This window comes from Peribacillus sp. GL_122, assembly GCF_057835005.1.
In genome coordinates this window covers 1,568,293-1,584,443 of record NZ_CM174415.1, presented here as the reverse complement: position 1 = coordinate 1,584,443, position 16,151 = coordinate 1,568,293, and the positions used below count along the sequence as shown (strand labels likewise).

21 protein-coding genes are annotated in these 16,151 nt (G+C 40.6%); 5 read left to right on the top strand and 16 right to left on the bottom strand.

All coding sequences use genetic code 11. From position 1 onward, the window contains the following. Positions 1 to 53: 53 nt before the first annotated feature. The 3 genes from bshC to AC3ISB_RS07740 all read right to left on the bottom strand — a co-directional run bounded on the left by bshC (position 54) and on the right by AC3ISB_RS07740 (position 3,073). The gene (bshC, locus tag AC3ISB_RS07750; RefSeq protein WP_141992218.1) at positions 54 to 1,682 is read right to left on the bottom strand and encodes a bacillithiol biosynthesis cysteine-adding enzyme BshC; all 1,629 of its coding nucleotides are present in this window, start codon (positions 1,680 to 1,682) and stop codon (positions 54 to 56) included. Between the two features lie 109 nt (positions 1,683 to 1,791). Then, positions 1,792 to 2,184 (bottom strand): DUF3397 domain-containing protein, encoded by a 393-nt coding sequence (locus AC3ISB_RS07745; protein ID WP_377447389.1) that lies wholly within the window; start codon positions 2,182 to 2,184, stop codon positions 1,792 to 1,794. A 4-nt stretch (positions 2,185 to 2,188) separates the two neighbouring features. Next, complete coding sequence (locus AC3ISB_RS07740; protein WP_489275964.1) at positions 2,189 to 3,073, bottom strand: 2-dehydropantoate 2-reductase; 885 nt, start codon at positions 3,071 to 3,073, stop codon at positions 2,189 to 2,191. A 463-nt stretch (positions 3,074 to 3,536) separates the two neighbouring features. Here AC3ISB_RS07740 and AC3ISB_RS07735 point away from each other — a divergent pair, with 463 nt between their 5' ends. Beyond that, positions 3,537 to 4,025: an N-acetyltransferase gene (locus AC3ISB_RS07735; RefSeq protein ID WP_098371091.1), complete on the top strand. Its 489-nt coding sequence runs from the start codon at positions 3,537 to 3,539 to the stop codon at positions 4,023 to 4,025. Between the two features lie 44 nt (positions 4,026 to 4,069). Here the strand turns inward: AC3ISB_RS07735 and AC3ISB_RS07730 are convergent, their stop codons facing one another. The 4 genes from AC3ISB_RS07730 to AC3ISB_RS07715 form a co-directional block, all read right to left on the bottom strand. Continuing rightward, the gene (locus AC3ISB_RS07730) at positions 4,070 to 4,690 is read right to left on the bottom strand and encodes an RsfA family transcriptional regulator (protein ID WP_098371092.1); all 621 of its coding nucleotides are present in this window, start codon (positions 4,688 to 4,690) and stop codon (positions 4,070 to 4,072) included. A gap of 78 nt (positions 4,691 to 4,768) precedes the next feature. After that, entirely contained in the window at positions 4,769 to 5,533 is a 765-nt protein-coding gene (locus tag AC3ISB_RS07725; RefSeq protein WP_480339150.1) for an enoyl-CoA hydratase/isomerase family protein, read from the bottom strand. Between the two features lie 148 nt (positions 5,534 to 5,681). Beyond that, positions 5,682 to 5,855 carry a 50S ribosomal protein L32 gene (gene rpmF / locus AC3ISB_RS07720; RefSeq protein ID WP_034313929.1) on the bottom strand — a complete coding sequence of 58 codons (174 nt, stop codon included), beginning with the start codon at positions 5,853 to 5,855 and terminating at the stop codon, positions 5,682 to 5,684. Positions 5,856 to 5,920: 65 nt separating this feature from the next. Beyond that, positions 5,921 to 6,442: a YceD family protein gene (locus tag AC3ISB_RS07715; protein WP_141992222.1), complete on the bottom strand. Its 522-nt coding sequence runs from the start codon at positions 6,440 to 6,442 to the stop codon at positions 5,921 to 5,923. A 218-nt stretch (positions 6,443 to 6,660) separates the two neighbouring features. Between AC3ISB_RS07715 and AC3ISB_RS07710 the strand changes: the two genes are divergently transcribed. Continuing rightward, a complete protein-coding gene (locus AC3ISB_RS07710) occupies positions 6,661 to 7,866 on the top strand; it encodes a nucleotidyltransferase (RefSeq protein WP_489275962.1) in 1,206 nt (401 codons plus the stop codon). 91 nt (positions 7,867 to 7,957) lie between these two features. On the opposite strand, the gene AC3ISB_RS07705 is transcribed toward AC3ISB_RS07710, so the two are convergent. Continuing rightward, complete coding sequence (locus tag AC3ISB_RS07705; RefSeq protein ID WP_098371095.1) at positions 7,958 to 8,983, bottom strand: SepM family pheromone-processing serine protease; 1,026 nt, start codon at positions 8,981 to 8,983, stop codon at positions 7,958 to 7,960. Beyond that, on the bottom strand, positions 8,973 to 9,770 hold the full coding sequence (locus tag AC3ISB_RS07700) for a patatin-like phospholipase family protein (protein ID WP_098371096.1): 798 nt from the start codon (positions 9,768 to 9,770) through the stop codon (positions 8,973 to 8,975). The genes AC3ISB_RS07705 and AC3ISB_RS07700 overlap by 11 nt, the downstream gene beginning before the upstream one ends. A 307-nt stretch (positions 9,771 to 10,077) precedes the next feature. On the opposite strand from AC3ISB_RS07700, the gene ylbJ reads away from it, so the two are divergent. After that, positions 10,078 to 11,295, top strand: a complete 1,218-nt coding sequence (ylbJ, locus tag AC3ISB_RS07695) for a sporulation integral membrane protein YlbJ (RefSeq protein ID WP_098371097.1) — start codon at positions 10,078 to 10,080, stop codon at positions 11,293 to 11,295. 41 nt (positions 11,296 to 11,336) lie between these two features. Here the strand turns inward: ylbJ and coaD are convergent, their stop codons facing one another. Both coaD and rsmD read right to left on the bottom strand, forming a co-directional pair. Further along, positions 11,337 to 11,828, bottom strand: coding sequence for a pantetheine-phosphate adenylyltransferase (gene coaD / locus AC3ISB_RS07690; RefSeq protein ID WP_098371098.1), 492 nt, complete (start codon positions 11,826 to 11,828; stop codon positions 11,337 to 11,339). Next, a complete protein-coding gene (rsmD, locus tag AC3ISB_RS07685) occupies positions 11,829 to 12,404 on the bottom strand; it encodes a 16S rRNA (guanine(966)-N(2))-methyltransferase RsmD (RefSeq protein ID WP_034313946.1) in 576 nt (191 codons plus the stop codon). 471 nt (positions 12,405 to 12,875) lie between these two features. Between rsmD and AC3ISB_RS07680 the strand changes: the two genes are divergently transcribed. Then, a complete protein-coding gene (locus tag AC3ISB_RS07680) occupies positions 12,876 to 13,265 on the top strand; it encodes a DUF7147 family protein (protein ID WP_098371100.1) in 390 nt (129 codons plus the stop codon). 54 nt (positions 13,266 to 13,319) lie between these two features. On the opposite strand, the gene AC3ISB_RS07675 is transcribed toward AC3ISB_RS07680, so the two are convergent. Next, positions 13,320 to 13,595, bottom strand: coding sequence for a YlbG family protein (locus tag AC3ISB_RS07675; RefSeq protein WP_048684554.1), 276 nt, complete (start codon positions 13,593 to 13,595; stop codon positions 13,320 to 13,322). 137 nt (positions 13,596 to 13,732) lie between these two features. Between AC3ISB_RS07675 and AC3ISB_RS07670 the strand changes: the two genes are divergently transcribed. Continuing rightward, entirely contained in the window at positions 13,733 to 14,056 is a 324-nt protein-coding gene (locus AC3ISB_RS07670; protein WP_098371101.1) for a hypothetical protein, read from the top strand. A 145-nt stretch (positions 14,057 to 14,201) separates the two neighbouring features. Here the strand turns inward: AC3ISB_RS07670 and AC3ISB_RS07665 are convergent, their stop codons facing one another. Genes AC3ISB_RS07665 through AC3ISB_RS07650 form a run of 4 tightly spaced genes read right to left on the bottom strand, consistent with a single transcriptional unit; the run spans position 14,202 to position 15,884 of the window. Continuing rightward, on the bottom strand, positions 14,202 to 14,651 hold the full coding sequence (locus AC3ISB_RS07665) for a YlbF/YmcA family competence regulator (protein ID WP_098371385.1): 450 nt from the start codon (positions 14,649 to 14,651) through the stop codon (positions 14,202 to 14,204). A 60-nt stretch (positions 14,652 to 14,711) separates the two neighbouring features. Beyond that, positions 14,712 to 15,137, bottom strand: coding sequence for a hypothetical protein (locus tag AC3ISB_RS07660; protein WP_098371102.1), 426 nt, complete (start codon positions 15,135 to 15,137; stop codon positions 14,712 to 14,714). Positions 15,138 to 15,197: 60 nt separating this feature from the next. After that, positions 15,198 to 15,440 (bottom strand): YlbE-like family protein, encoded by a 243-nt coding sequence (locus tag AC3ISB_RS07655; protein ID WP_076366714.1) that lies wholly within the window; start codon positions 15,438 to 15,440, stop codon positions 15,198 to 15,200. Positions 15,441 to 15,452: 12 nt separating this feature from the next. Further along, on the bottom strand, positions 15,453 to 15,884 hold the full coding sequence (locus AC3ISB_RS07650) for a YlbD family protein (RefSeq protein WP_480339153.1): 432 nt from the start codon (positions 15,882 to 15,884) through the stop codon (positions 15,453 to 15,455). Between the last annotated feature and the right edge of the window lie 267 nt (positions 15,885 to 16,151).

Sequence of the window (16,151 nt, the reverse complement as noted above, 5' to 3'; positions counted from 1 at the left end):
AACCCTATTCAAATTGAAGTGTCCGCCACTTTTCCCCAAAACGGATGGATTTTCTAAATGAAAATCAATTTATGCTGATTATTGAACCGGTATTCCAGTTTCATCATATCCCGTACGAACTCTGGCCCGTATTGATTCAAGTAATAAAACACATTCCAAATCCTCTCCTGAGGTGATCCAAGAGGGTACAGTGAATTTGCAATCCGTTCATATTTTTTCAATATGACCGAATGCCGTTCCTTTGTACGGTCACCGATTTTGCCATACATGAAATTCAATTGCTTTTGAATGAATTCGATGTTTTTGTTCAACATCGGCTCAAGTCCTCTATCTAAAGAGACAGCGTGGGCAAATAGCTTTTCATGGTTCTCTTCAAGCTGTGATTTCAGTGTCCCGAACAGAGTGTCAATCGTCTCATCTTTCACCGAATCAAGGTAACTTTTCACAGCATTAGCGGTTCCTTCAGTCAGAACAGTTTCCAAACCGAGTTCCATTTCTTCAAGGTCGCTATGGATACTGCGCTCTACCAGCGTGATATTCAACCTAGGAATGATTGGCGGCATCTTCATGGAAAACAACTCAAATGCCTTTTTTAATTCTGCCCAATAAGCTATTTCCCCAGGTCCAGAAACGAAAGCCAATACAGGGAAAAGCATTTCCTGCATGAGCGGGCGTGTAATGACATTGTTGCTTAATCGTTCAGGATGATTTTTGGCAATCTGCAAGAGTTCCTGCCCGGTAAATGATACTTCACCGTTTTTTCCGCTGAAACCACCTTCTACACGTTCGAGTAAACATCGATCTTTTTTTTCTGGATCATAATAAAATAAATTAGCTGCCCGTTTATCCATTTCAATCATTTTTGCATACCCTTTCGCATGCATGAATGATTGCTGTTCCTCGACCACTTCAGCAATCCGTTCACTTTCATTGACCATCGATTCAAAGTATGCCTTCTCAATTCGCCTTAATTCCGGATCACCGGCATCGACTAGTAAAAGGCCATATTCTTTGAACCATTCATGAATCAGTCTGGCGAAGAAATCGACGAAAGTATTCGATTGCTTAATGGTTTCCTTCATATCAATCAGGAGTTTATTCGTAAAGGCCGTTTCGCCATAAGTTTCAATGATTTCCTCAAGCCATTTCTCAGCCTTATCCGTTTCCAGCTCTACATCAGAAACCATTGTTTTATACGGCTGATAGGAAGGATAGGTTTTTTTATCGGGTTTACCGTTTTTCATAACATAAACATGATTGACTTCAGCCAAATCATGATCTTCTCCAGCTATCCAAAAAACTGGAATGACTGGCTGCCCAAGTTCTTTTTCCTGTTCTTCCGCAAGCTTAATGATCGAAATCACTTTATGAATGGTATACAGCGGCCCTGATAATAACCCTGCCTGCTGCCCTCCAATTACCACCACGGAATCATCCCTGCGCAACCTTTCAATATTCCCCTTAACTGCCTCACTGATTGAAAAATGGGACATGTATTGTTGTATGTAATCCGACAATTCATCACGTAAAAAAGAGCGGTTCATCAATTCATTATATCTATTGAGATAAATGTCAGGCTTAGACAAGTCATAGTGAAAATAATCCTCCGTTTCAAGACGGTTTTGTAAATAGTCCGATGCAAAACGGTTTAAAGATGGTAACGCGAGATCTTTCATCTCCATTTCTGTTCTCCCTTTCTCTGCAACTACAATTCTTTTTAGAGTATAACATTCCGGTTTAAGAAAACAAAAGAAGTTGCCCAGCAGCAGAAAATTGATGCGATATTCTATGTTATGTAGTCAATATCTTCGTAATACTTGTAATTATGCCAATGGAAAATAATAGAAGGTAAGCTACAAAAAAGAAGGCGAAGTTCACTCTCCAAAAACCCTTTAATACCTTATGGAAAATGATTTCCTGTTTTACCTTGTAATGGACAAGGACCACCACGAATGCGTTGATGATCATGATCAGCATGATCACCCAAAGAATTTGCTTATCCCAAATCGTAATGATCAAATAATGGACGGATAATATGAACAGCAGCGTACTCATGTCCATTGCAAATTGAACGGAGCGCCTATGGTTTCCAGTGTATTGTTTGGCACTTATAAAAAAAAGTAAATACCCTACGAAAGGCAAGGTAATAAATATCGCGGCAATACTTGAAACTACGTACGGCACATGCTCATCCCCCCTGAGACTCTTTTCCTTTGACCATCTTATATAGAGAAGATGTCAGGCAATCACTTTTCCCTTTACTCTTTGCCTCCGAGAGGATATGACCCAAAATAGCATCAATTTCCGTTTTACGGCCATTTTCTATATCTTTTAGCATTGACGATCGATTTTCTGCAGTTGCCATACAAACGGATTTCACATGTTCAAAAGACTCATCCTTATTTTGAACTTCCAAAATACCGGAGATTTCTTCAAAAAGATCTTGAAATAATTGGTAGTAATAGGAGTTAGTGATTAAACCGCCATTTTCCACATCAAGTATCGCCGTTAACGGGTTTATCACTGCATTAACGACAAGCTTATCGATCAGCATCGAGTGAAAATCCTCGCTCTTCGCAAAAGGAAAATGATCGATCCTTTCATTCACTAACGATAGTTGCTCAAGTTCCCCTTTAAAGGAAGCGATCCTTGTAATGCCGTGCCCTGTATGCTCCACGGTATTCCCGTCATGTTTCAATGCCCCATGCTCCACTACCCCCACATATATGGTCGGGGATTGAAGCTGCTTTAAATAAGAAATATGACCATAGCCATTCTGCAAGAATAGCAATGGAACCTGAATACCTTTTATCCTAGGCAGTATTTGCGGCAGATGATATTGCTTGACGGCCAATATTAGAAGATCCACATCCGATATCCCATCATCCAGGCTCTTGGAAATGATGCCTGTCAGCAGCCTGCTTTCACCATCCGCAATAAGACGGATTCCATCACGTTGGATGATGGACGCCTGATCCGCAGTATGAGTATAGAGTGTCACACTATGTTTTCCACTTAAATAAGATGCAAACAGCAGCCCTATGGCCCCTCCCCCAATGATTCCAATTCTCATAATACCCTTCCTTACTTATTGAAATATATTCACTATTTTATCACATTATCTTTTTTATCCTGCATCAATTTTCCCATCGTTGGAAAACGCAGCACAACTGATTGAATGAAATTGAACTGCCATTAACAAGGCTCGTCATAAAATACCAATGAAAAGAATTATTAATACGCCATTGAAGATATATTTTCTTCTTTAAGCGTTAATTTAATGGTATATTAGATACGAAAAGCTTAGCCATTTTGAATACTTTTAGGAACAAAAGATAACTCCAAACTCAACCCGCGAGAAATTGAAGGGAAAAGGGCGGGGGATAAAAGGCTATAAGCATTTAGACAGCTAGGATAAGTCGATGATGTCATACTAGATTTGACCTTAGCTGGAATTCCACATCGTAAAGATCAGTGGGATGACTTTCAAAGGGTACTATCGAAGAGGTTTATCAGAATTAAGGGGGAGCTTTTTTATGGAATACAAGGTGGAACGATTACTTGTAAATTTTAAAACGCTTGAGGAATTCAAAAAATTCAAAGAATACGGGATACAGGAACTGTCAATGCTAGATGATTTAGAGGGTAACATCATCGAAAATGACAGCCAATCACCTTTTTACGGAATCTTTTATGGCGACAAACTGGTAGCCCGCATGAGCCTGTATAAAAGAAGTGCTAAATTCGACCAGTATTTTGACAAGTCTAGGGACTTCCTTGTTCTTTGGAAACTTGAAGTCCTGCCTAACTATCAGAAAAAAGGTTATGGAAGCGCTTTGGTCGAATTCGCCAAAAGCCTGAACACGCCTATCAAAACCAATCCAAGAGTTCATTCACAAGACTTTTGGAAAAAGATGGGTTTTTCTGCTGTTTCCTACGATTTGGACAGGGACCTCGGAGAAAACCCGCTGATTTGGAGCCCATTTGACATACAAGATAATAAAGAAATAGATACACAAGAATAAGGAAGCATCAAGAAAATGCGGGCGGATTTTCCCACCCGCATTTTTTATTTATTGACCCTTTCTAGATTACCATTCTTATCCATTTGGAAACTCACCTTCGGATTAGTCTTTTCGTCCTCTTGTACACTAAGTTTTCTCGCGCGCTCCATAATCTGCATTAACGCACGGTAATCTTCCTCAACAGCTTTCAGGTTTTCTTTAAGCAATACATTTTCTTCCAATAATCGGGCATTTTCCCGTTCAAGAAATAGGGACCGCTCAGAAATCCGTTCTTTTTCCTTATTATCAAGCTGAAAGAATTCATCCATTTTAGTTAAATATAATATAACTTCCTGAAGGGTAATAGATTCTTTATCTTCATGCTCGGGCGTTTTTTCTTCAATCGTGACATTCTCCGCCACTGCAACCGAATCCATTTCCATTTCAGGATTATTGACTACCTGTTCTTTCCTTTGTTTTTTCGCCAGCTCTATCCCAGACTTATATTGCTTCCTTACAAATGAATTCCAACGGAACCCACAAGCAGCAGATGTCCTCGATAACTGTTTCCCCACTTCTTCAAACGCCTTTAATTGTGTACTGCCTTCTCGTATATGCCTCAGTACCACTTCAGCCAACAACAGATCCTCATCATGATTCCATGCATCTTGTCTCGCAATCGTCATCTCTCTACCTCCCAGCAAGTTTTAATTCATAATATGCACATGCTAGGAAAGATAGAAGATATATAGAGCGTGTAATATTTATTTTTTCTTATTTAAAAAACGATCGACTGCAGCATGATGCTCATCTCTCGCCCACAGTTTAGAACATTCCCGGATTTCCGCATCCATTCTTCCTTTAAGCCCGCTACCCTGCCATTTATGGACCAGCAATCGTTTATAGGCCATCAACACCCCTGTCTCATGGCGAAGAAAATCTTCTGCGAACATTTCCCATCCATCCGTACCTTCTCCGACTATCTCATCTACGAAACCAAATTCCTTTGCTTCCTCAGCTTTATGTATTTTTGCATCCAATAATAGCTTTAGCGCTTTTTGCTCTGGTATTTTTTCAAGTAAAAGTGAAGCTCCGCCCCAGCCTGTCGTTATTCCCAGTGTACCTTGCACAAACCCTAGCTTGACTTCACTCTTTGCTAATCTGAAATCACAAGCTGTCGCTATTTCGCATCCACCGCCGAAAGCACTTCCATTGATGAGCGCTATTGTTGGTTTTGGGAAAACTGCTAGTTTATACAGAATTTCACCCATTTTCGATAACATAGCAAAGGCCTCTTCTTCTGTGTGCAAATCCTGAAATTCCCTTAGATCCCCACCTGAACAGAATGCCTCAGATCCCGCCCCTGTCAGGACTAGCAACTTAACTTCATCATCGTATGCAGCTTCTGACAATATCAACTCAAGTTCGTCCATCAATTGATAATTCACTGCATTCCTTTTCTCCGGTCTATTAAATAGGAGCTTCATGAAACCGCGTTTATCCTTTTCAACTTCAATCACCTGATCCATGTAAACACCTTCTCCAAAATCATCGGCAAACATAGATGATTCAAAATATTCTGCCAAATATATTTGTAAAAAAAGCACAGAGAAAAATCCCTGCGCTTTGATTAGCGTGTTGCATCAAGAAAGCAAAGCTCTCAAGTAGGTCAAGAAATTATTTTGCGACAACTTCTTTTCCTTTATATGTTCCACATTCTTTACAAACGTGATGTGAAAGAGTCATTCCACCACAGCTTGGGCATTCTACCATACCAGGTACTTGAAGCTTGAAGTGCGTACGACGTTTTCTTTTTACAGTTTTCGACGTTCTTCTAAAAGGTACAGCCATTATTCCCACCTCCTTAAAAAATATAAAAAAGCTGGAAAAATCGGATTAACGATTTTTCGTTCCAATCAAGATTCTTTATTGTTGTCAAAAAAGTCGGCAAGCTTTGCAAATCTCGGATCAACCTTATGCTCATTTTCCTCTTCAGAAATAACAGCCCAGTCTTTTCCGGATTGAGGAGCAGCTTCGTTCGAATCGACATCCTCACAAAAAACCTGCATCGGAATTTCTAGCAATAAATTTTCTTTAATTACCGGTATTAGGTCTACAACTTCACCTTCCACAACAGTGACATCATCTCCGTAGAAATCAGCGCCATCTGCCTTTAAAAGAAAGGTTTCCTTTGTATCAATATCAATCGGATATTTAACGTCTACCAGTGTACGGGAGCAAGGTAATGTTAATTCACCTGAAAGATGCAAGTGAAAAGTAATCTCGGTCGAGCTGATATCAGCTCTTCCTGCTACTCTGATCGGAGAAACATCGCGAATTTGCGGGTCTCTTTCTCTAATGTCCAAGACATCCACCAGTTCATCAAACCGTAAATCTTTGTCCCGAATTTTTTGAAGTTGACTAATCGTCCATTTCAAATGAAATCACCTCAAGGCAACAAAAATAATTATAGCTTTCAATTATAAGTTTGTCAATATTTTTTCTTTACACTATAATGTAGTCATCCTAACTGATTGTCTAAGTTTAAGAATCATTTCAAACAAAGAATCCGGACGATTACTTATAGTAATTTTACTTGAAATACTATTTTAGCACTAAGTTGATAAAATACAAAGTTTTTCTCTGAGGTGAACGAATGAAAGCTTGCGGTTTAGTAGTCGAATATAACCCTTTTCACAATGGACATGTTTTACATGCAAGAGAAAGTAGAGAAAAAACAGGGGCAGATGTTGTGGTCGCTGTTATGAGCGGGCCCTTCTTACAGCGTGGCGAGCCCGCTATCGTCAGCAAGTGGACACGTGCCGAAATGGCCTTGAACGGCGGCATAGATCTTGTCATTGAGCTACCCTATGCTTTCGCGACACAGAAGGCGGAAATATTTGCAAAAGGATCTATTTCTCTTTTGGAATCCCTTGGCTGTGACTCCTTTTGCTTTGGAAGCGAGGATGGCAGAATTGAACCATTCATCACTGCCCACAGAATTCTATCGGATAATTCCGTTGCATTCGATGCCGCAATTAAATCGGCTATGGATGCCGGTAATAGTTATCCGGCCAGTGCTGCCCAGGCTTATCGATCGATCATCAATGGTGATGCCGGATTGGATTTGACTAAGCCAAATAATATTCTTGGAAAGGAATATGTAAGTGCTGCACTTTCAAACGGCTACTCCATTCGCCCTTATACGATTCAAAGGGTCGCTGCCGGATACCATGAAACAAAGTTGTCCAAAGACCCTATTGCCAGTGCAACGGGGATACGAAAAGCCATCCATGAACACCAGGAGTTAAATTCTGTTTCCAGTTATATTCCTCAACCGACGATGAATGGTCTTGAGCAATATTTAACGCACTACCATGCCTTGCATGACTGGGAAATGTATTGGCCCATGTTGAAATACCGAATCCTTTCTTCCTCTTTAACCGAAATAGCAGGGATATACGAAATTGAGGAAGGCATTGAACACCGGATAAAGGAGATGGCCAAACAATCTTCGAGCTTTTCTGGATTCATGGCAGCCCTGAAGACAAAACGCTACACATGGACACGACTACAACGGATGTGTGTCCATATATTGACCCATACATTAAAGGAACAGGTGATTCACAATGACCAACCAGCCTATATCAGACTTCTTGGCATGAATGGCCGGGGACAAGATTATCTTCGCACTGTAAAAAAAGGCTTACCCCTCCCGCTCATCTCTAAACTTTCGTCCTATCAGAAACAGGATATCGATACGGACTTGCGAGCGGCACAGGTGTATGCATTGGGCTTGTCGGAACCATATCAAGCTGCATTGATGAAACGGGAATATGAATCTCCCATCATTTTCAAATGAAGAATCGTTTAAGCTTGGCCCGTCCATCCTTAAGAGTAAAAATCAAATCATCAAAAAAGCGCAAACAGTAGATGACTGCCTGCGCTTTTTTTCATTTTTCTTTTCCTTTTAGCTTGGTTAAATAGTCTATTGCATCATCAAAGTTGTCCACCGGCACGATCTTCATGTCCGTGTCGATATCCTTTGCTGCAATAAGTGCATCTTCATAATTCGAACCTGCTGCTCCGTTTTCATTCGGGGCAAAGAATATTTCGGCTCCTGACTTATCGGCTGCAACTATTTTCTGTTGAATTCCGCCAATTGGACCGACTGTCCCATCGTCGGACATCGTTCCTGTCCCCGCTATGTCATATCCATTTGTAAGATCGCCCTTTGTTAATTGATTATAAATTTCCAATGAAAACATTAAACCAGCCGAAGGACCGCCTATTTGTTCTGAATCTATGGAAATCGCCGGTTTTGTGGTCACTTTTCGATTATCATCCAGCGAAATGCCTATTCCTACCCTATTTGGGTCATTTTTAAAAGGCTGCAAAGAAAGAACGGCCGTTTTCTCCGTCTCTTCCCGCTTATAAACTATTTTAACTTCGTCTCCAGCCTTCTTTCCGTTAATATAGTTCATGAATTCCTGTGCTGACTTGAATTTAACATCATCGACCTGAATGATTTGATCGCCCGCTTTCAGCTCTTTAGCTGCCGGCATTCCTTTTAGCACGTCCAAAACATATACACCCAGGTACTCGTATTCGACTTCTTTCCCTGCTTTTTCATATGCGATCTGAATGGCATTATTTTTAGAACCATCCATTAAGTGCAGCTGCCTGATATTATATTCTTCATCTGTTTCATCTTCGCTTCGAATGGAGGTTTCCGGATAAAGTTCCTGATATTTGCTCCACTTCGCCAGCATGTAGGAATATACATTCGCCCGGCCCATCCTTACAGTGGTTAACATAAAGCTTCCTTTTGCTTCATCTCCTCCGGATACCTCAATGATTGGCTCCAATTCTTTAGCCATTCCTGGTTTTGATACATAAAAAGGTAGGGAATAAAGGGCTGATGCTATGAGAAGTATAGCCACCACCAGGAAAGTGCGTACATACATTTTACGGCTCATCTTCAAAGGACTCCTTCCAAGTAACAATACTCTGCTTAATTTGATCTATCTTTCCTCTTGCAGCTTCTTCTCCAATACTAATTATTTCCTGAACGTTTGTAAATGATTTCGAGCTGTATTTCTCCACCCTGGGGCGTATCATGACGTCTGAAGCAAACTCCCTGCTTTTAACCAGCTCCATTTGCAGGATATCAAGGCTTTGCATGATGACGTCATAGATGGAGTTTATCTCCATATCCTGTTTCACGTGGGCTACATCCACACCAATTATGATGTCTGCTCCCATATCCTTCACGACTGAAACAGGAACCCTGTCAACAACGCCTCCATCTACAAGCAGTCTGTTCCCGATTTTTTCGGGAGTGAAAATACCGGGAATGGAGATGCTTGCCCTTACAGCCGGTGCGATGGGACCTTCCTGAAAAATGACTTTTTCCCCCGTTTTTATATCAGTGGCGACCACCGCCACAGGAATATCAAGTTCTTCAAATTTCTTTCCATATGTAAATACCCTGATTAAATCCTTTGTCCGTTTACCCGAAATGAAGCCCATTTTAGGTATGGTGAAGTCTAAATAATACTTTCGCTTAAATGCACGGGACAACTTATACAGCCTCTCGATATCCGAACCCGCTCCATAAAAGGCAGCAACCATAGCCCCCATGCTGCTTCCGGCAATCATATCTATCGGAATGCCTTCTTGCTTTAATACCTTTATCACGCCAATATGTGCAAACCCCCTAGCTCCTCCTGACCCAAGTGCAAGCCCGACCTTTGGTTTCGACAAAGATATCCCTCCCGCTGTAACTAGTTCAAAATATTGAAATAACACTCATTCAAAGTTATGGTCTTAAACGGATTTATAGAAGCATATTATTTATATTGACAGTGAAACAAGCATGGCGGATATAACCTATGTAGCCAATAAAGTGAGGTCTTCATTGATATTCCATTGTGCGGATCATCCTCATTTATACATGTCGGTACAATCCATATTCCATCATGCGCTTACTTTTCGAGAAAAGGAAGTTCATATTTTATTATATACGAAACGAACTGCCCTTATTTAGAAACCTTCAAGAGGAGGATGAATTTTGCTAAAATCAAAATCAAAAACAGTACTGTTAGCTACCTCCGTCACGATGATGGCAGTTGGCTTGATCATCTTCCCCCAAGAATCCTTTGAAGCTTCCAAAGGCGGACTGAATATTTGGTGGACAATTGTTTTTCCTTCGCTTCTACCTTTCTTGATTCTCTCGGAGTTATTAATCAGTTTTGGTGTTGTCAGGTTCATTGGCGTCATGCTCGAACCATTTATGCGTCCCTTATTCCGTGTACCAGGAGTGGGCGGTTTCGTTTGGGCGATGGGACTTGCATCAGGGTTTCCAGCTGGAGCGAAATTCACTGTAAGGCTTCGTCAGGAAGAACAATTGACACGCATCGAAGCTGAGAGACTCGTTTGTTTTACTAATTCATCCAATCCATTGTTCCTGTTCGTTGCCGTTGCCGTTGGGTTTTTCCACAATCCTCATTTAGGGATCATCCTTGCACTTTCCCACTACTTAGGAAATTTTTGTGTAGGCATCATCATGCGTTTTTACCGTTGGAAAGAAGAAAAATCCCATACAAATGTAATGGCCAAGCTCCCCTCCATAAGACAAGCCTTTAGCCAAATGCATCGAACCAGAATAAAAGAAACAAGACCATTTGGCAGTTTACTTGGAGATGCGGTACTCTCATCCATTCAAACCCTATTAATGATCGGGGGATTCATCATTCTCTTTTCGGTGGTGAACAAGCTTTTATTTCATATGAACATAACCGGATTGCTGGCATCAGGGGTCAGAGGAATTTTACATATTTTCAATTTCCCCGATTCCTTAAGCCTCCCCTTCATATCAGGCATGTTTGAAATGACTCTTGGTTCAAAATTAACCAGTACGGTCGAAGATGCGACACTCTTTCAGCAAACAGTAATGACAAGTTTCATCTTAGCTTTCAACGGTTTCAGCATTCAAGCGCAAGTTGCCAGCATCATTGCCGCAACAGACATTCGTTTCACTCCCTTTTTTCTGGCAAGGATAGCACATGGCCTTCTGGCATCCATTATTACCGTCTTACTTTGGGGACCATTATATAAAGGCAATATGTACAGCGGCAGCCCGATAAATGCATTCCCAGTCAGCGGTTCCGGTGAACACGTGAATTCCCTATATCAGAACATGCTTGATTTCGGACCCATTCTGACACTCGTGTTTTTGATCCTATACATCATCATATTTACCAAAAGGCTATTCAAAGGCCTTTCGTAAACCGAAAAAAAGAGCATTGCGCGTTGGCAATGCTCTTTTTTCTATCCTTTCAGTTCCTCGTATTTTTTGGCCAGAGCTTTCTCGACGACGCTTGGCACTAGTTCGGAGATATCCCCGCCATACTTCGCAACCTCTTTCACGATACTTGAACTCAAGAAAGAATATTGATTTTTCGTCATGATAAAGAATGACTCTATTTTATTGTTAAGGAATCGGTTCATCGAAGTTCCCTGCATTTCATATTCAAAGTCGGAAGTCGCCCTCAATCCCCTAATGATGGCATTCGCGGAAACGCTTTCAGCATAGTCGACCGTCAATCCCTGATAGAAATCCACTTTAACATTCGGCATATGAGCAGTCGCTTCAGTAATCAATTCCAGTCTCTCCTCCACAGTAAAAAGTGAATTTTTCGCTGAATTGTTCACGATGACCACATATACCTCATCAAAAACATTCGCTCCCCTTTGAATGATATCAAGATGACCAAATGTTATTGGATCAAAACTCCCCGGACAAATCGCTATTTTGGACATTCATAGTTCCCCCTGTTCGTGTACGTTTCCCCATTGATAAATCGTAACGGCAATGACGCCATAAACTTCTTTTCTCTTAACGGTAAAGTCACCAACTTTTTCTGGCAATGTAACATCATGGCCATGCTCACAAACAATGTATCCCATATCGTTTAGCAATCGGTATTTATGTATTTCTTCAAGAATCTCGACAAGCTTTTGTTTCTTATAAGGTGGATCAAGAAAAATCAATTCAAAAGTCATTTCCCTTTTCACCAAAGCCTTCAGTGCACGCTCTGAATCATTTTTATAAACTTCTGCACGGTCTGAAAACTTGCATAGTTCCAAATTGGCCTTAACCGTTTGATTTGCTTTAAAATCCCGGTCGACAAATATGGCTTTATCCATGCCTCTGCTTAACGCTTCAATTCCCAGTCCACCGCTCCCGGCAAACAAGTCGAGGACCAGCCCTCCTTCGAAATAAGGACCAATCATGTTGAAAATAGATTCCTTGACTTTATCAGTAGTCGGCCGGGTTCCTGTACCCGGTACAGCCTTAAGTGGTCTTCCTTTGCAAATTCCGGAAACGACCCTCATCATCCTCACCACATTTTATGACAAATTTCTGTTACTTTCCTATCCTAACATATTAGAAAAAGCTAGCCAATATTTAAACCGATTTGGCTTCACTTCCAAGATGAAAATCGACTTATCATTTCGGACCATAAAGGAAGATATCCATTCTTTTTATAAATCTTTTACATTTTGAATAATAAAGTGGTTTTTGGCAATAATGTGAATAACAACATTCCTTTTTAGGTGTTGTTGCCAACCGCGGAGAAGGCTTACGTTTCCCCATAAGTTCTTCCTCCGGTTTCTCCTCTCCCTTTGCCTTCTGGTCCTTAGTTAGACATAGAAGGACCCTGCATATTTTTGCAGGGCTTTTTTTTTTTGATAAACCTCTGATATCTAATTTTCTTTGTCATGATTCGTCAATGAAGTTGTCCTTCTCTTTTATGAGGGATAATGATAAAGTAATGAATAATAAGTTAGTTAGGAGAGGTTTAATTGATTCAACGTTTTATTGAAATTGGACAAGGATATTCCGATATATATGAGTTGCTGGAAGTAGGCCGCAATCAGAAACATCGAGTTGCAAGGCTTTTGGCTATGCATTCTACTATTGATGATAAAAAGGTAACATCATTGGTTATCGTCATGCAGCCCACAGATCCCGGGAAATTCCAGCCACTTTACATTTGCCGTGAAGGTATACCGAACCCTCACGCCACCAAAAACAAACGCTATGAGCTTTTTGAGAACTTGGCGGAGGAACTGGATAGACCAATTATTGAAATCGACGTGAAACCTTCGGTGCTCTTTGCAGAAATCGAGTTGTACTACCAACACTTAATCGGCATTTTGCGAATGAATAGATATTTGCCCCCATTAGGTTGAAAGATGTTGATGCCAGAAATTGAAAAAAGCTGACTCCGCATGAGTCAGCTTTTTTCAAATTCCCATTTTATAATCATATTCTTTCGCTTTATCCGGTTTGGAGTTTTCGAACTCCACCTTCAAAAAAGGCTTGTAAGAAAGGTCCACTTTTTTAACGAACGAATAATTATTCAGCTTTTCCACTAGTGGTTCCACTTCATCCATATTCGTATAAAGAACTACATATTTCAACTTTTTTGAAACATAATGGATATTTCCAAATTTCCTAAGCATTTTGGCTTGTTTTAATGTATGTAAATAGACGATGATTCCCTGTCTCGCTCCAAGCATATCAATAACTCCCTTTTATAAAGGTTTTAACTAAGTGTAGCATAGCAGAATCTTTACTTTCAACCAAGAAAAAAAGATTATAAACGAAATTATCTCACTATTATGAATATACACACTGTGAAGGGAGACAAACAACGATGGATTTAAACCAAATTTGGAGTCAATTTATTGATCATCTATTAGATAATGATGAAATTACCCAAGCTTCGATAAAAAAGTTCACAGGTATACCATTTATATATATCCATTATCATCCGGCACAAAATGGTAATAGTAAGCTTTCCTTCTTAATAAAAAAAGCTGCAAGCCTTTCAATGCGTGGCAAGCAGCTTCATTGTGAAACCATTTTCGTACGACAGGAAGAACATTTATATGTATTCCGGCATCGTTTTTATGTGCCGCAGCAAAAGATGTTTTGCTGTGGCAACCTATGTCCGGATTGTATCTTATATCGCAGTTAATCACTTTGTAACGTATCAGGTTGACCAACTGTCTCGTTGAAGATTCCTTACATGACACAGCCACCGAACTCCGTAGCAATATCGAATTTCGGTGGCTGCATGTTCTTATATAGCGGCCTGAATGTTCACGATTCTTGCCATTACTTTAAGCAGAGCATCCACAACTTCCGCCGGTTCCGCAGCTTCCCGTTGAACATCCACCTGATGAAACAAAAAATGGATTCCCCGCTGGGGTTTTGACCTGTTCAGAAACGGCTCGGCCAATTCTTCCGCTTATTTCATCAAGAACGGATTGTAATTCGGTCTCCGCCAGCTTAAACCTTGCTACGGCAGGATGCATATCCATGTCTCGTTTAGCTTGCCTGGTTTCTAAATTGATGCGTTTATAATCCGGATGATATTTACCGAACCTCTGAACATCTTCAAATAGATCCTTTAGCGAAGTAAACTTGGAAATTTTCCGCTGTGCCTCTTTGTCGCTTTGTAATTTATATAAACTAAGAAGGTATTCTTCCCCTATTTCAGAATGAAGGATCATTTCAGCTAATCCATCAGCCTGTTGTAAAATGTTGATGATTTCCATAGTAGCAAGCATTAACAAGCTCACCTCCACAACCATTTTACCATTTCTCCCTTTTAGATGCTAATGGTTTGATTAAATCGAGGAAGTGATATGTACCTCAATCTCTTTTTGCAACCCTGTTTTTTCACCTGAACTATTCAAGACTTCCAGCTTAATTTTATGCATGCCATTCGGGACTTCCTTTAAGATAAAGGCTGCCGTTTTCATATCGACTTTCTTTTGATTATCAATAAATACGGACACAGTTGCCAATTGTTCAGGATTTGATTCAGAAAAACCATAGTTTTTCAAGTAGCACTCGACATAGACAGAGTTGCCTTTTACAAAAGTTTTTACCCGAAAGTCCTCATCTGAGTTTCGGATGCTCGATACAGTGGTGGCAGCTTTATGTGTAGAAACATCTTGCATGGCTACTCCTGAATTTTCAGGTTCCGGTATTTTCTTTCCACAACCCGACGCTGCCATCAACACTGTGAGAGCCAAAATCAACTTTCTCATTCCATCGTCCCCCTTTTGCCTTTATTGTTCGCCAAAAGGAGTAATTTACTCTTATTTTCTTCATTCACCTGAAGCATTCATCGCTTGAAACATATGAAGCATCATTGAGGCAACCTGAACGCTTTCCGAAAATTTAGAGACCCGATGTGGAATCGACTTCTCAAAATAATATTTCGCTTCGGTTTCAAACACATCCACTTCATGGGGATTACGCATTAACCTTTTGTACCATGCAGGCTGAATCCTCAAGTAATTACGCATATCTTCGTTTGTTTGAATGAATTCATATATATTCTGACGCATGAAAAACCCTCCTTAATCTTTGGTGAATAAAAAAGGGTTAGCTCTCTGCTCTTTTTCTTTTGGGGGAGGACTGGTATCACCTGACTTATTCCCTTGGAAAGCAGATAGCACTCCTTGGATTGCACCGATGGCCTGATTGGCATTCGTAATATATTGTTGAATCTGCCCCATATCCATATTTTTAACTGCACTCATTAACGAACCGATCAACTCAGTGCTTTGGTCTCCCTTTTCAACCGGCGGTGATGGGGACCCTGTATTCACTCTGGACTCGCCCACACTGCCGTTAGCCTGCCAGCGTGGATGATCTTCTCCGAGTAAATACCACTCTTCAAAAAGTTCCTGCCATGTTGCTTGTTTGCTTCTCACTTCATTCACTAAATGAGGATGTTCCTTTACAAACTCCCGAAATCCATCCACGGAGGGCCGCTTTCTTTTTGCCATTACTCTCACCTCACACTTAGACATCGCCTATTGCACCATATGCTAAAGGTAAATAAAAAGTGCATAACATTCCTTTTAAAATGCAATTAGATGATTTGGGGATGAGTACCCTTATAGTTCCAAAAGGGTATGCTGCCGTGACTGCGGATATCCAAGTTCTTTATGTAAACCCCTCCATTGGCGATCGATTCCGTGCAAATTAATACTTAGGCATACAATCATCATCAAGGGAAAGGTCAACCGTGTTGATGGGGAACTTGCGCTACA

Bases quoted from the DNA above. Each gene is read 5' to 3' on its own strand.
- AC3ISB_RS07705 (WP_098371095.1), bottom strand. From the start codon at position 8,983: ATGAGCCGTAAAATGTATGTACGCACTTTCCTGGTGGTGGCTATACTT.
- AC3ISB_RS07665 (WP_098371385.1), bottom strand. From the start codon at position 14,651: ATGCTTGCTACTATGGAAATCATCAACATTTTACAACAGGCTGATGGA.
- AC3ISB_RS07730 (WP_098371092.1), bottom strand. From the start codon at position 4,690: ATGACGATTGCGAGACAAGATGCATGGAATCATGATGAGGATCTGTTG.
- rpmF (WP_034313929.1), bottom strand. From the start codon at position 5,855: ATGGCTGTACCTTTTAGAAGAACGTCGAAAACTGTAAAAAGAAAACGT.
- AC3ISB_RS07675 (WP_048684554.1), bottom strand. From the start codon at position 13,595: ATGCTTGGAGCGAGACAGGGAATCATCGTCTATTTACATACATTAAAA.
- rsmD (WP_034313946.1), bottom strand. From the start codon at position 12,404: ATGAGGGTCGTTTCCGGAATTTGCAAAGGAAGACCACTTAAGGCTGTA.
- AC3ISB_RS07740 (WP_489275964.1), bottom strand. From the start codon at position 3,073: ATGAGAATTGGAATCATTGGGGGAGGGGCCATAGGGCTGCTGTTTGCA.
- AC3ISB_RS07725 (WP_480339150.1), bottom strand. From the start codon at position 5,533: ATGGATCAGGTGATTGAAGTTGAAAAGGATAAACGCGGTTTCATGAAG.
- AC3ISB_RS07670 (WP_098371101.1), top strand. From the start codon at position 13,733: ATGGATTTAAACCAAATTTGGAGTCAATTTATTGATCATCTATTAGAT.
- AC3ISB_RS07710 (WP_489275962.1), top strand. From the start codon at position 6,661: ATGAAAGCTTGCGGTTTAGTAGTCGAATATAACCCTTTTCACAATGGA.
- AC3ISB_RS07660 (WP_098371102.1), bottom strand. From the start codon at position 15,137: ATGAGAAAGTTGATTTTGGCTCTCACAGTGTTGATGGCAGCGTCGGGT.
- bshC (WP_141992218.1), bottom strand. From the start codon at position 1,682: ATGGAGATGAAAGATCTCGCGTTACCATCTTTAAACCGTTTTGCATCG.
- AC3ISB_RS07735 (WP_098371091.1), top strand. From the start codon at position 3,537: ATGGAATACAAGGTGGAACGATTACTTGTAAATTTTAAAACGCTTGAG.
- AC3ISB_RS07650 (WP_480339153.1), bottom strand. From the start codon at position 15,884: ATGGCAAAAAGAAAGCGGCCCTCCGTGGATGGATTTCGGGAGTTTGTA.
- coaD (WP_098371098.1), bottom strand. From the start codon at position 11,828: ATGTCCAAAATAGCGATTTGTCCGGGGAGTTTTGATCCAATAACATTT.
- AC3ISB_RS07655 (WP_076366714.1), bottom strand. From the start codon at position 15,440: ATGCGTCAGAATATATATGAATTCATTCAAACAAACGAAGATATGCGT.